This window comes from Chitinophaga agri (assembly GCF_010093065.1).
Taxonomy (GTDB): Bacteria; Bacteroidota; Bacteroidia; order Chitinophagales; family Chitinophagaceae; genus Chitinophaga; species Chitinophaga agri.
Genome location: NZ_CP048113.1, coordinates 3,793,950 through 3,807,568 on the forward strand (window position 1 = coordinate 3,793,950; position 13,619 = coordinate 3,807,568).

17 protein-coding genes and 1 tRNA gene are annotated in these 13,619 nt (G+C 44.0%); 3 read left to right on the plus strand and 15 right to left on the minus strand.

Going from position 1 to position 13,619, the window contains the following annotated elements:
• Positions 1 to 33: 33 nt before the first annotated feature.
• On the minus strand, positions 34 to 1,242 hold the full coding sequence (locus GWR21_RS15060; protein WP_162332545.1) for a vWA domain-containing protein: 1,209 nt from the start codon (positions 1,240 to 1,242) through the stop codon (positions 34 to 36).
• Between the two features lie 276 nt (positions 1,243 to 1,518).
• Between GWR21_RS15060 and GWR21_RS15065 the strand changes: the two genes are divergently transcribed.
• Positions 1,519 to 1,596: transfer RNA gene (locus GWR21_RS15065), tRNA-Glu, on the plus strand.
• A gap of 23 nt (positions 1,597 to 1,619) precedes the next feature.
• Here GWR21_RS15065 and GWR21_RS15070 read toward each other — a convergent pair.
• The 3 genes from GWR21_RS15070 to GWR21_RS15080 all read right to left on the minus strand — a co-directional run bounded on the left by GWR21_RS15070 (position 1,620) and on the right by GWR21_RS15080 (position 3,086).
• Positions 1,620 to 2,093: a RidA family protein gene (locus GWR21_RS15070; protein ID WP_238430374.1), complete on the minus strand. Its 474-nt coding sequence runs from the start codon at positions 2,091 to 2,093 to the stop codon at positions 1,620 to 1,622.
• Positions 2,094 to 2,187: 94 nt separating this feature from the next.
• On the minus strand, positions 2,188 to 2,751 hold the full coding sequence (locus GWR21_RS15075; RefSeq protein WP_162332546.1) for a Crp/Fnr family transcriptional regulator: 564 nt from the start codon (positions 2,749 to 2,751) through the stop codon (positions 2,188 to 2,190).
• Between the two features lie 35 nt (positions 2,752 to 2,786).
• Positions 2,787 to 3,086 carry a hypothetical protein gene (locus tag GWR21_RS15080; RefSeq protein ID WP_162332547.1) on the minus strand — a complete coding sequence of 100 codons (300 nt, stop codon included), beginning with the start codon at positions 3,084 to 3,086 and terminating at the stop codon, positions 2,787 to 2,789.
• 180 nt (positions 3,087 to 3,266) lie between these two features.
• Between GWR21_RS15080 and GWR21_RS15085 the strand changes: the two genes are divergently transcribed.
• Positions 3,267 to 3,437: a DUF3592 domain-containing protein gene (locus GWR21_RS15085; RefSeq protein ID WP_162332548.1), complete on the plus strand. Its 171-nt coding sequence runs from the start codon at positions 3,267 to 3,269 to the stop codon at positions 3,435 to 3,437.
• Between the two features lie 254 nt (positions 3,438 to 3,691).
• Here the strand turns inward: GWR21_RS15085 and GWR21_RS15090 are convergent, their stop codons facing one another.
• From GWR21_RS15090 to GWR21_RS15140, 11 genes are all read right to left on the minus strand, one after another.
• Positions 3,692 to 4,498, minus strand: coding sequence for an AraC family transcriptional regulator (locus tag GWR21_RS15090; RefSeq protein WP_162332549.1), 807 nt, complete (start codon positions 4,496 to 4,498; stop codon positions 3,692 to 3,694).
• 66 nt (positions 4,499 to 4,564) lie between these two features.
• Entirely contained in the window at positions 4,565 to 5,584 is a 1,020-nt protein-coding gene (locus tag GWR21_RS15095) for an SDR family NAD(P)-dependent oxidoreductase (protein ID WP_162332550.1), read from the minus strand.
• Positions 5,585 to 5,743: 159 nt separating this feature from the next.
• Positions 5,744 to 7,012 (minus strand): alpha/beta fold hydrolase, encoded by a 1,269-nt coding sequence (locus GWR21_RS15100; RefSeq protein ID WP_162332551.1) that lies wholly within the window; start codon positions 7,010 to 7,012, stop codon positions 5,744 to 5,746.
• Positions 7,013 to 7,554: 542 nt separating this feature from the next.
• Positions 7,555 to 9,144, minus strand: a complete 1,590-nt coding sequence (gene abc-f, locus GWR21_RS15105; RefSeq protein ID WP_162332552.1) for a ribosomal protection-like ABC-F family protein — start codon at positions 9,142 to 9,144, stop codon at positions 7,555 to 7,557.
• A gap of 174 nt (positions 9,145 to 9,318) precedes the next feature.
• A complete protein-coding gene (locus GWR21_RS15110) occupies positions 9,319 to 9,774 on the minus strand; it encodes a hypothetical protein (protein WP_162332553.1) in 456 nt (151 codons plus the stop codon).
• A gap of 30 nt (positions 9,775 to 9,804) precedes the next feature.
• Positions 9,805 to 10,254: a hypothetical protein gene (locus GWR21_RS15115; protein ID WP_162332554.1), complete on the minus strand. Its 450-nt coding sequence runs from the start codon at positions 10,252 to 10,254 to the stop codon at positions 9,805 to 9,807.
• Between the two features lie 131 nt (positions 10,255 to 10,385).
• The gene (locus GWR21_RS15120) at positions 10,386 to 10,868 is read right to left on the minus strand and encodes a hypothetical protein (RefSeq protein ID WP_162332555.1); all 483 of its coding nucleotides are present in this window, start codon (positions 10,866 to 10,868) and stop codon (positions 10,386 to 10,388) included.
• Between the two features lie 63 nt (positions 10,869 to 10,931).
• The gene (locus tag GWR21_RS15125; RefSeq protein ID WP_162332556.1) at positions 10,932 to 11,279 is read right to left on the minus strand and encodes a hypothetical protein; all 348 of its coding nucleotides are present in this window, start codon (positions 11,277 to 11,279) and stop codon (positions 10,932 to 10,934) included.
• Positions 11,280 to 11,495: 216 nt separating this feature from the next.
• The gene (locus GWR21_RS15130) at positions 11,496 to 11,912 is read right to left on the minus strand and encodes an OsmC family protein (RefSeq protein ID WP_162332557.1); all 417 of its coding nucleotides are present in this window, start codon (positions 11,910 to 11,912) and stop codon (positions 11,496 to 11,498) included.
• 190 nt (positions 11,913 to 12,102) lie between these two features.
• Positions 12,103 to 12,513, minus strand: a complete 411-nt coding sequence (locus GWR21_RS15135; protein ID WP_162332558.1) for a nuclear transport factor 2 family protein — start codon at positions 12,511 to 12,513, stop codon at positions 12,103 to 12,105.
• Positions 12,514 to 12,524: 11 nt separating this feature from the next.
• Complete coding sequence (locus GWR21_RS15140) at positions 12,525 to 13,064, minus strand: TetR/AcrR family transcriptional regulator (protein ID WP_162332559.1); 540 nt, start codon at positions 13,062 to 13,064, stop codon at positions 12,525 to 12,527.
• A 305-nt stretch (positions 13,065 to 13,369) separates the two neighbouring features.
• Between GWR21_RS15140 and GWR21_RS15145 the strand changes: the two genes are divergently transcribed.
• The gene (locus GWR21_RS15145) at positions 13,370 to 13,600 is read left to right on the plus strand and encodes a hypothetical protein (RefSeq protein WP_162332560.1); all 231 of its coding nucleotides are present in this window, start codon (positions 13,370 to 13,372) and stop codon (positions 13,598 to 13,600) included.
• The last annotated feature ends 19 nt before the right edge of the window (positions 13,601 to 13,619 follow it).

The window sequence follows — 13,619 nt, forward strand, 5'->3', positions numbered from 1 at the left end:
CAAACGCGATGAATAAAATATTACGCTAACCTGCTAATACTTCGCCTCACCTTTCAGATAGATCTGCTTCCTTTCTGTCTGTTTCTGGATACTCTTATAGATCGTATTCGTAAAAGAACTATCCACTGTACCTGCTCTTCGTTTCTTCAGATCCGTCTTTATATATTCCTGCCTCAGTGCAGTATACTTCTTTAACTCACTATTCAGGCTATCACGTTCCGCGATCTTCTTTTGTACATACACTTTTCTCTGGGCAACCGTCATACTTTTCATCACATCTGGCAGTTCATCCTCTTTAATCGCATCAAGACTGACTGCCTTATTTCTATAGTCCTCCAGCATTTCCTTATTACCGTAATAACTATTGGCACCAGACCAGGTAGTATTATACTCTGCCCGCTGCGCTTTTACGTTAGCACTGGAAGCGCCAGTTATCATTTTACTTTTGGACATTTTGTCGGATGACACGGCCTTCTCTCTGGCATTTCCATAATATAGCCTGGTCTCGTCTAAACGATCGGACAACTGCGCGATCCTGTCGTCATAAGGTGTATTGACCTGAATATCATTCGCATTCATACCCACCTGTGTATAACTTCCCTGATTGCAGGCCGCAATCTCTTTCCAGATCCTCATAGCCCCACGATGTCCACCCATCAGGATCGTATTCAATACGATATCTTTTTCTTTCGCCATTGAACAACTTACCGGGTATTTTACATCATTCGGATAATCCATATGTGGCGGACAATCCCCCACCAGGAATATGGTCTTATATGTCTTCAGCGACTTGTCCCACTGAAACTTGGTCACGGCCTCATACAAGGCCTGGTTTACGCTTTCCGGCTCATCTCCACCGCCATCTGCGCTGATTTGCATCAGCTTCTCATATACCGCGTCCAGATCACTTGACAATGGGACCTGGCGGGTTACAAATCCGTCACCGATATCCCTGTAAAACAGCAGACCGACCTCAATAATCGGTGCGGGTTCCGCCTGGGCAAGGCTACCCGCTATTGACCATATCTTCTCTTTGGCAGCGCCAATAAGACCACTCATGCTGCCGGTAGCATCCAGGGCAAATACGATCTGGATCCTGGACTGTGCCCGATGAGACTTCGCGGAAAGTGTATCCTGTATAGTAGCTGACACTGTTGCTGATCTCACATCAGGAACGGCAGCGCCAGTGAACAAAGACGCGCCTATAACAGCTGCAACGGGGATGATAAACCTGTGGTTCATGGGAATATATTTTAAGTGATACTACCCCATGATTCACTGGAAAGCTGATTTCCATAATAAGATCTGTTAAGGAAAATATAAAAGCTGCTGTCGTCACAGTATATGCGTAAAAACGAATTCTCACGCTTGCAGATACATGGATAATAGATTAGAACCGATGCGATAGTACTGTTTAACGCTTTTGAGCAGCTAAGAGCGCAACTGGACTGCAAACTCAGATTCCCCATCGTAAAACTAATCGCATACTAATTAATACTTATATCTTACCTTAGCAGCGGTTTGACGGTAGCTCAATTGGAAGAGGACCTGCCTTTCACGCAGGGAGTTGCTGGTTCGAGTCCAGCCCTCAAACCAATTTTTTCATATTTGCCCGCCCACTATTTCACCACTGTAGCTTCCAGCTCTACTTTTAGTGTCTCAAACAGACTTTTCACCTCCATTAGTGTCACCGCCTGTTGCATACCATGCTTTTCCACCCATGGTTTAAAAATCTCAAAAAAGATCGGCAGCAGTTCTGCGGAAGATGTAGTATAGATATTCAGCCGTACGATATTCTTACAATCATACCCTGCTGTTTTAATCACCGTTTCCAGATTATCGATTGCCTGTAATAACTGTGTCCTCATATCGGCAGTGCTGGATGTACCATCTGCATTTACAGCGGCCTGCCCGGCGCAATAAAGTGTACCTGTCACGTTCTTTACTTCAACAGCCTGTACATAACTACGCTGGTCCTGCCATTTCCATGGATTAAATACCTGTTTTTCCATCTTATATTGTTTTTGTATTTGTGCTGACACAGGCATAGCAGCGATCAGTACGCCTGCTAGTGCCATGATTACTTTTTGCATCTTTACAGTTGAAAATTTGTACTGCAAAGCTGTGAAGAACAGCGCAAACCTGACAGGACATACCGCACAAATTACGCGTGACAAATGTCACACGCTAGGAAGACAGGCGACTAAGCGTCTCACGCGACACACCCAGATAAGAAGCGATCAGGGTTTTATTGACACGTTGTACAAGAGAAGGATATTGTTTTAATAGCTGCTCATAACGTTCCTTCGCACTGGTAGATAGTAAAGACAGGATGCGTTGCTGTGAAGCGATATAACTGGACTGTGATTTTTTCCAGAAGAAGTGTTCCAGTTTTGGAAGAGCAGCGAACAACTTATTATCATCATCAAGAGAAATGTACAATACTTCTGCATCCTCAAGACAATCCAGTGACATGGTAGCCCTGGACCTGGTGAAGTAAGCCTGATAATCGCTTACCCACCAGTCATCCATAGCAAAATGCAGTATATGTTCTTTATCATTAGCATCCACGGATGATAACTTCAACAAACCAGATAACACAAAATAAGAGTATACCACACTATCTCCTTCCTGTATCAGATACTGGTGCTTTCTGACCTTTCTATAATGAAAATGCGATTGGATCAGGGCAAACTCATCATCGGTCAGTGGTACGATCTGCTCAATATGTGCTCTTAACTTTGTATACATAGTTATTCAGTTCCTGCTACAAACATACCGGAAATTTACTTAGGTGAACATTCCGGTATATACTCCCGTTGATAATATTTATCTGGCGTACCTATATACTCATCCACAGCGTCATAGACTGTATACGAATCCACCTGCATTTCCCCCTGATACAGTACTACCGTCCGCACTCCAGGCGAAGGTGCAGGTGCCGTTGGAGCATAATTCCTGCAGGGGAATAATATATGAATCAACATACAATAGAATTTCTCATGTGCGAGTCTTACGTCTTCCACCTGTTCATCCATAGATAGCTGCAACAGATATTTCCGTTCATCTTCTATCTCACTGGCCATTCAGCTTTACCTGCTGTAATCAGGCGGATAATTGCTTCATCCCGCATAGTTGCCGTTTATAGATTAATGGCGGAAGATATAAAAGGTCACCCCGGTATTTTGAATATTTTGCAAACGGCTATCCTCATAGCATTCATACATTTTTCATTATATTCGGGCATATCATATACCTTGTTTCTCATGAAGCGTAGCTCCGTTTCCCTTGTATTTAATATCTTTCTGGTAATAGGAGGTGTCATCCTGATCGTAGGTAGCGTATTGTCCTACAAGACCTGGAAGTTTACAAAAACAGCTGAAAAAACGACCGGAAAAGTAGTAGACCTCATCACCAGCAGATCTGATAGCTGTTGATATCAATCGGCGTTTTCACGTCAACAACCGTCACCCATTCTTTTTACGCTGTGAATGGAAAGACACGCTTACCGGGCAGCTACATACTTTTAAAAGCGGCTTTATATGGAATGATCCCACTCCGCTTCTTAACAACCGTAAAAAAATTGATGTCTACATAGATCCTAACAACCCCGGGAAGTATTACGTGGATATTACTCCGTATGAATAAGCATATCCATTGATCTATGCTGCATATCCATTATAATTGCTCATTATCCTCCCCCCTTCGTAGGCGGATATCCAAACTGTTTTTTAAACGCAAAAGAGAAATGCGACAGATCCTCAAACCCCACTTCCAGGTATACGTCGACAGGTTTCTTCCGCTTCTGTATTATTTCGTAATGTGCAAGTTCCAGTCGCTTTTGGGTCAGCCATCGCTGGGGAGTAGCACCAAAATGTCTTCTAAAATCCCGGTTAAAGGTGGATAAGCTTCTGCCCGTCAGATAACCAAATCGTTCCATCGGCATATTGAACATAAAGTTCTTTTCCATGAAGCCCACCAGGTCGATCTTGCCTGGTTCATCAAAATTAGCCAATACGTTGTCGATGTCGGAATCTATCAACCGGAGGATGCTGATAGCCTCATTTATCTTCATAGCGGCTATATGGACCGGAAAAGGGCCTTCTACGTCAAAATAGGGCAGTAGTGATGCCAGACAACTTTCCAGCAACGGATGCCGGTCGAAACTGCGGATCTTCTGCGACACGGGCAACTGTAACTGAATATCGAGATCCGCATAGAAGGTTTTCAGACGTTCCACAGATAAATGCATCGCCACTGTTCTGTGTGGCAATCCATCCTTGGGATAATTAATTACGGTAGACAACTGATGCCGGGGTATCAGGAAAACATCCCCTGCCTGAAACACATGTGTCGCTTCTGCCTGTATGATCTTTGTCTCTCCCGACATAAACCAGATAAGCATGTGATGTTCAAACACAACTTCTGTTTTGAACAGTTTATCCTCATAGCAGGACAACTTGATATCCGGGGTGATGTACTTCGTCTGGAATTCCATATTATACAGGTTAAACAATCGTGGTAAGGAATATTCGCAAGGTCATGGTAAATTACTGAAAGCATCTCACACAGCATCAAAAACTATATTGGTCATTGCTTCACTCAAACGCCAGAGACGCTGGGCATTCGCTTCATCCAGGGAATAGGGACGTACTCCTTTTAAGGTCCAGGGCTCATCATAGTGGTGCACTATATCTCCATTATCGATGACTGCCACATCCACGTCCTCACAATATACCCCACCTATGTGATCCAGCATAGGACTGGTGGCGCACCATACCGTTGTAGCCGCTCCCTGAGGCACTGTTTTAAGTTTCGCGGCTACCTCCGGATAAATATTCCCATTCGTATCATGTGTACCCATTTGCTGGAATAGGGCCATAGGTGCTTCACGCCCCAGGTCTGTTCCATTCACTGACCCCGGGTGTAATGAGTACGCCCGCACATGACTACTGCTACCCCGTTTGTCCAGTTCTACGGTGAATAAGTTATTAGCCGTCTTCGACTGACCATATCCCTGTAAGGTCTCGTATGTCCGTGACTCAAAATTAGGATCATCAAAATTGAACGGTGCGATCTGATGACCAAAGGAAGATACATTTATCACTCTCGCACCATTAGCCTTTTTTAATGCGGGCCATAACCGGGCGGTCAACTGAAAATGTCCCAGGTGATTAGTGGCCAGTTGTGATTCATAACCACGGTCGTCCTTTCTGAATGGCACCCACATAATACCAGCGTTATTGATCAGCCGATGTAATGGCCTGCCAGATGCAATAAATGTACTCGCAAACAAGTCGACAGACTGTGGATCCATCAGATCCATTTTAGCTACTTCTATATGAGCAATACCACCTACATTAGCAGCTGCCTTTTCCACATCTCTGGCAGGTACGATCACGGTAGCACCAGCAGCGGCCAGTATCCTGGTTGTTTCAAGTCCGATACCGGCATACCCGCCTGTAATAATGACGATCTTCCCGGTAAGATCGATCCCTTTCATCACATCCGCAGCAGTAGATGCTGCATTAAATCCTGAATGCAAAGGCTGCTGTAAAGCCCCATGGTAGTTGTGCTGTTTCATTGTCAGATCATTTTTTGATGAAACAAAAGTACATGCTAATCCCATGGAGGGCTTTGTTCACGATGTCAATTTTACTTTGTTAAAAATGTCATCTCTTCATTAGCCGGTGTATCTATTCGTTTGCAGCACAAAAACAGATGATTGCAGGCAATGCAGATGTCAGCGTTCATGTAAAAACACCTCCACAGATCTATTAAATGCATCAGGGACCTCCCTGGGCGCATCATGTGAAGCGCCTTTAAAGATCTTCAGTTGCCCGTGGGGAATTGTTCCGGCAATCAAACGGGTATGCGCTTCTTTAATAACATCATATTCGCCGGCGGTAATCAGCACCGGACATTTAATCGCTTTCAGGTCTTCCGGATTTATATTGGGCTCTTCCAGTAAACTGAGTTTCACCCGTATTGCAAAAGGATCACCTCCCTGCAGTGTCTTTATCTGATTGCGTACAGTATCCAGCACCCAACCGTATACGGCGTTAGTATCCGCAGATAGATTAGCGCCCATGGTAACCAGCTTCCTGACTTTTTCAGGATGACGCATAGCCAGGATCAATCCGGTATTGCCCCCATCACTCCAGCCCAACACATTGACGGAATCCAGTTTTAGTTCATGTAGTAGTGTATACATATCCTCCGCATAGAGGTCATAGGTAAGCCGGCTGGTATCCGCTGTAGATTTTCCATGCCCACGGGTATCTACCGCAATCACGTGGTATGACTTTGCCAGTACTGGTATCTGATGTTCGAACGATACGATGCTCTCCAGCGCTCCGTGCAATAACAGTAAAGGCGCACCCTCTCCATATTCCTCATAGTAGATCCGGCTGCCATTAATATTGGCATAATGCCCGGCTTTTTCATTCCTGCCATAACTGGTCAGCAATACACCGGAAGCATCAACCATTAATGCCTGCTTCCCGCCATGTACCTGCTGCTCAGCAGTCGCGATCTTAACCGAAGCCGGCTGATTAAAGAACTTCCAGGACGACAGATCTGATGCTTCAAAATCCTTATTATCCAGCGTGATCTCCTGCTTTTTTATCACCAGCTTCAGGTCGTCATAAACGAATTTTCCCCTGCCGCTATAATACCCGCCAACTGCAATGGAAGTAGCCCGTGCATCTATCTTACCAGATACAATCAGCCGGTTCCACTCCCGTGGTTTAAAATCCCTCATACTCCGTTTACTGAGGGCTGTACCTGACTGACTATCATTATTGAAGTTAAGCACCATCAGGGCCGTTTCTGCCGCCGGATCGTCACTATCCGGGTACATCCACCCTTCCAGGGTAAAAGAGGCGCCCTGAAGGGCTGTAACGTCGATTCTCTGGAAAAAGGTACCAGGAGGTTGCTGTCGGGCACTTGCAGTCATTGAAATAAACAGGGCAGCGCAGCAATAAAAGAGGGCATTAATAAGTGATCGCATATACGGGTTAGCATTTGGTGGTGTACCAGATGTGTCTCAGGACTATCAGAGATAAATTAGGGCAAAAAAAGCGTATTCCCAAAAAGGGCTGCTTTATTTATGGAAATCTGCCTTTATCTCATCTTAATAGTGTAAGCATCCTGTTATAGCATATTCCTTCATCTACATATAGCAATTATGCCCTTCAGCTATTATCTGTTCATCCCCTGTTTTCTGCTCATGACCACCTGTCACGAAGACAGCACTGAGACGTACATCCGGGAAGTCCCCGATACCGGCTATTACCAACCCCTTTTGGCGATATATTGGCGTCTCCCCCGGATACTGATCCCTCTGTGGCAATTCAAGATTAGGCACCTTATTAAAAGGAGGCCATTGTATACAGTTATCCTGTCCTGTGTATACGGGCATTATAAAAACAAAACTGCGCATCAAATTCATGGCTGACAGTGATGACAGCACAAATATTATCTACAGCAATGAATTTGATGGCAGTATCAACCCGGGGCAGTTCTGGGTACCCCAGGATGCCTTCTGATAAACTACGATAGTTCAATCTCCCTGACAATATTGATCTCTCCGAGAAAATACTCATCATGACTGATCACGATCAACGTCCCCTGGTATTCATTTACCGCCGCCGTCAGGATCTCTATATTCTGAATATCAAGGTTATTGGTGGGTTCATCCAGCATGATAATATCAGGCGCCTGATTACCTATTGTCAGTGAGCATAACATTAACCGCATTTTCTCTCCACCACTAAGTGCAATACAGGGTTTATCCCAGTACTCACGGGTGAATAAGAAGCGGTTCAGCCGTGTTTTGATCTCATGTTCCTGTAAACCTGTCTTGTTATACTGAGCCGCCTGCTCATATACACTACGGCTGTTATCGATCAATGAATAATCCTGATCTATGTATACGGTTTTTACAATGGCCCGTCCTATCGTACCCTGCTGAGGCACCAGTTCTCCCAGTAGCATCCTGATCAGCGTTGTCTTACCGGAACCATTCGGCCCTTTTACCACAATACGTTCTCCGCTGACGATCTGGAAATTCAGGGGTTCTTCCCAGAGTAGCTTACTACCATAACTGAAGTTGATCTCTTTCGCAGTAACAAGGATCTTTCCTTTGTGCAGAGAAGAATTATCAAAGTCCATCTTCATCTTATCCATGTCGGGCAACTCCTTCCGCAGTTCGTTCAACTCATCGGAGATATTCCCTACCTTCTCTGCATGGACGCCTTTCATGCGGGAGGTGCTTTTCTCCGCATTGTTACGCAGCGTATTCATAGATATGGTCGGCAAACCGGCCTTTTCCTGTTTCTTTTTGCCACGGGCATCCAGCTTTTGCTGCCGTTCCATCGATTCCCGCTCTGTGTCCCGGGCCTTCCGTAGCTCTTTTTCCTTACTCTTTACATCCTGGCTCAGGGCCTCACCAGCGATCATCTTCTGCTCTGCATAAAACTCATAGTTACCGCCATAAACAGTTATTCCACGCTTACTCAATTCACAAACGGTATCTAACAGGTTCAGTAGTGTACGGTCATGACTCACTATCACCAGCGCATGACCGGTAGAAGATACATAGTCATACAACAAGCGACGGGCTCGTATATCCAGGTGATTACTCGGTTCATCAAGCAGTACCAGTTCAGGCTGATGTATAGTGATACCAGCAAGGAAGATCTTTGTTTTTTGTCCGCCACTCAGCATACGCATCGGCTGCATCAGATCGATATCATGCAGTTGCCAGTAGGCAAATGCTTCTTCGCAACGTTCTTCTATGGTCCAGTCATCATCTAATGTTGTCATATGAACATCCGTGACGTTACCCGCGAGTATTTCACGCAGGGCAATGATCTTATCTGCCACACCAAGCGCCTGCGCTACCGTATGGTCGTTATACTGGCCGAACAGTTGTGGTACATAGTATGGCTGCACCTCAGATTTAATAATACCTGAAGCGGGATGTAGTACCCCTGCTAAGATCTTTAATAATGTAGACTTACCTGCACCGTTGTTACCGATCAGGGCAATTTTATCCTGTTTATTAACAACGAGGTTAATATCCGAAAATAGTATATCTCTATTGGGATGGGTATAGGTTACCCCTTGAAGAATAAGCATGATTTAACTCCTAAAAGAATGAATAATAACCACCAACGGCTGTGCCGGGCGATCTAGTTATTGTTTCTGAAAGAAATTAAATCTCACATGAAGGTATGAATTCGTTAAAGCAGGATGTAAAAATATAAAAAAATCTGGAACTCCAAATCCAGACGCAACAATTCAGCCGCGTTTTTAGCTATTGTCCCAGCGCTTACGTATGAGTAGTAGCATCACCCAGTAAGGCACAAATAACAGAAATGACTGTATTGATGGAGGATTAAATGGGAGGGAAAATATCATATCAGCGACAGCAGCTATTCCCCATATGATAGCGACCCCCAAATTAAAACGAATAGCCCACCGCTTTCCTTTCAGGACAAAATAAGCCATGAGTATCCAGGCAATCGCCGTGATGACCGCCAGTACATAATTGCCAACAATGACTCTTTTTATATCACTATTATAAAATGGGAAGTTCTCTGAATTTAGCAGGTATACCAGGCCATAGGTCCGGTAGACGATTGTCCAGGCAGCCAAAAAGAATATTACGCATAAATATATCTTCAGGGCTATAGATAAAAGTCGCTTACGGTCTACCGTCAGACTTTGATCAAATGATTCATCAAAAATGCTTTGTTGCTGGCTCATGTAATTATAGGTGATAGGTAAAGACTTATACTACTGCTCCCATTTCCGTTGTATCCGGAAGAGAAATATCCAATAAGGTAAAAATACTAAGAACGGTATAAATAGCAATAGTAAAGATAAACCGTATATAGCGAAACATGATGCGGAGAATAACAACCAGCATCCAGCCACAATACCATTAAACTTAATGGCCCATTTCACCTCCCGCCATACGAGGAATGTCATCAGAAATAAAGTGATAATGGCGATCATCAAAAAAATGCTGGCCGCTATGACAGGCAGCCATCCGGAAGACCTGACATCTTCACTGGGCCACATCAGCAACATTACCAATGTAATTGATAACAACAGGGAAAACAGACAGGATACACTCATACCCAGCCATATGTATATTTTTAAAAAGAGCGATAACAATTCTCTGCGGCGAACGGGTATCCCCCCGTTAAACTCATCACCGAAGATGCTTGGTTGATCAGCCATAACAAACAAATTTATTAATCAGAAAATCAGTAACGCTTATTCCTGTGTTTCCTCCTGCCATTACTAACTATACAACTGCCACCGCCGGTGCGGCTCATCAAATGTACCGGATTGATACACTATAATGGCTTTTATTTTTTAGTCTGTATTAGCTGTTCCCATCTTTTCTGTATACGATATAACATGATCCAGTAAGGCAGGAAGAAAAGCGTAGGAAGAAATATCGTTAGATCTTCAGAGATAACACCCGTCCTAATATCAAACATTCGAAACAGTAACGATAATAATGTCAATACTGCGAATACCCAGTTTATCCTGATAGCCCATTTCATTTCCTTCCAGATAACACCACCGATCAGCACCAACACACTACCGCCTACAAAACTCAATATTAAACGACCTATCCAATAAGTCAGCATATCAGTATCTGAAAAAAGATCATTTTTTCCCACCAGGGAACTGAATAACGAGCACAATCCTTCCAATAGGAATATGCACCCCAACACCATAAAAAACCATACGTACATTTTAACGGCAAGGGAGAGTAAGGTACGGCGACGTATAGACAGGTTGTCATCGAAACCGGCGTCGAAGATGCTTTGCTGTTCGTTCATAAAATACAGGGATCTGAAATTAAAATACAAATTTAGTCAAAAATCGTTGTTCCATGCATGCAGTTACCGTTCCCATTTACGCTGAATGCGAAACAGCATGATCCAGTAAGGCAAAAAGGCTATAGCCGTAGGGGCCATTAATTCCAATGCAAACTTTCCAGCCATAACAACAGTCAACGCTGCAAATGCCACCCATATAGCAAAGACAGCCCAGTTAAATCTGATGGCCCATTTCCATCCCATTAACACCATAAATGCCATTAAAAATACTACAATGGCGGCGGTCAGTATCAGGATACTGGAGGCTACAATAGGCCACTGTGGCAGAGACAGCGATTCATCCGGAGGTGATATCAACAAGCGGATCACTATTACAAAAAAATATAGCGTGAATATCGCCGATACCATCATAAGCACCCAGATGTTTATCTTCAGTCCGACAGATAGTAATGTCCTGCGGGAAGTTGGAATGGCTGCATCAAATTGTTCGTCAAAAATACTCTCTGGTTGGTTTATATAGTAACAGGGACTTAATTCGAAGACCGCAGGTAAATAAAAAAGGGACTCCTCACCGGTCGACCAGTGAGGAGTCAGAAAAAGGATATATGTTGATTTGTTAAACCTGAATTAGGCAACCAGCTCTGCCTGCAGAGAGATCTCGATAGCCGCATACGCACGGCTTACCGGGCAACCTGCCTTTGCACCTGCTGCGATCTCCTGGAACTTCTCATTCGTGATACCTGGTACCTTTGCCTTCAGCGACAGGTCTGAACGGGTAATCGTTCCATTGTCCAGGGTTACAGCGGCCGTAGTTTCCAGGGTATCCGCCTTATAACCTGCAGCTTCAAGGTCGAGGGTCAGCTTCATATTAAAGCAACCTGCATGTGCTGCTGCCATCAGTTCTTCCGGATTGGTACCTACACCTTCAGCGAAACGGCTGTTGAAAGAATATTGCGTTTTGTTCAGCGCAGTACTCTGGGTAGTGATGTTACCGTTACCTTCCTTGATGGTGCCATTCCAGATGGCAGATGCTGTACGTTTCATACTATTAAATGTTTTAAGTGTTTTGCTTGTTTGTGTATCATTAACTGATGATACAAAAGTACGCCGGCGCTACAGGGTGAACAATGCACATTTGGCGACTTATATTGTACTTTTTACCCCTGTCGCTCACTTGTATTGCCGGCGATGAACAAAACAATGGCACACTATATAATATATGCCATCTTATACACTATAACCTCCTGTCTGACTCTTCTATGGGCAGGTCATTAATACTCGCAAACCTGCGCTGCATGAGCCCATTCTCGTCAAACTCCCAGTTTTCATTGCCATAGGCCCTGAACCATTGACCATTCTTATCATGATACTCATACTCAAATCTCACGGCAATCCTGTTGTCAGTAAAAGCCCATAATTCCTTCTTCAGCTTATAGTCCAGCTCACGCTCCCATTTACCTGCCAGGAATTCCTTTGCAGCGGCCCGTCCATTCAGGAAAGTTGACCGGTTCCTCCATTCTGTATCAACAGTATATGCCAGGGACACTCTTTCAGGGTCCTGTGAATTCCAGGCATCTTCAGCAAGTTGTACTTTCTCCTTTGCCGTTTCCAGTGTGAACGGCGGTAGTGGATATCTCTTTTCCATGATATATTATTTTAACTGATTAATGAATTGGCTATTTTCTTTGCGCGGTTTACAGGCCATTGATCTCTGTACAGCTGACTCTCTACGAAAGCACCTTCATACAATAAATAGATATGATCTGCCAGCTCCGCATGCTGCAACAGGTCTTTGAAATGCTGCCTGATGTTACTCTTATGTGCATAGATCACCTCTCTTACCTTGGTATTATCTGCCGGAATTTCCGACAGTATATTCAGGAACGCACATCCCCGGAAATCTTCCTGCTCATTCAGCAATGAAATCAGGTCGAAAGATGCAAGCACTTTCATTTTAGGTGTCCGCTTCTGTGCACTCAGGGCCTGCGATTGTTCCTCGATATACTGATGCCTTTTCTCCAGCACTCCCACACACAGATCCTCCTTTGACTTGAAGTGCTGATAAAAGCTGGCTTTCGCCACTTCCGCCTCTTCTATGATCTGATTAATGCCGGTAGAATTGTATCCCTGCCCCAGGAATAACCGGTAGGCTGTATCCAGTATCCGTACTCTTGGTTGTTGTGATTCGTTGCTCATGACTCAAAGGTAAATACTTTTCCAATACAAACAGACAAGTCTGTCTATTTTATTTTTTTATGCTTTTTGAGAAGAAAAAGAGCGATTATAGCAAACCAGGAAAGAATACCACATTTATGATAACCGGAGACGGCTTATTGAGGAAGGACAGGTGACCAGCCACCAGGACACCACACACCTGTCAAAATAAACAGGTCTGGGAACTTGATAGCATAGGACACAGGATCAGTGAAACGATCTATGATGAGAAAGGAAATATGATGAGTTTAGAAAAAAGACTATTTAATCATAAGCACGATTTAACAATGCTGGCAGTAAAAGACAATAAAAAGCCGGAAACAATAAAACAAATGGAATACGACCCTTATGGCAACGTGACTAAACAAGCATGTATAGACCCTTCAAATGGCCAGACAACTGAAATAACACTGTTCGACTATCAATATGATACTACAGGTAACTGGATAAAGAGGAGTCTCAGAAAAGAAGGTCAGGCGATCACCGGCACAAAAATAAGGATCATTAATTACTATTAATAAAAACCGGCGCAGCTGC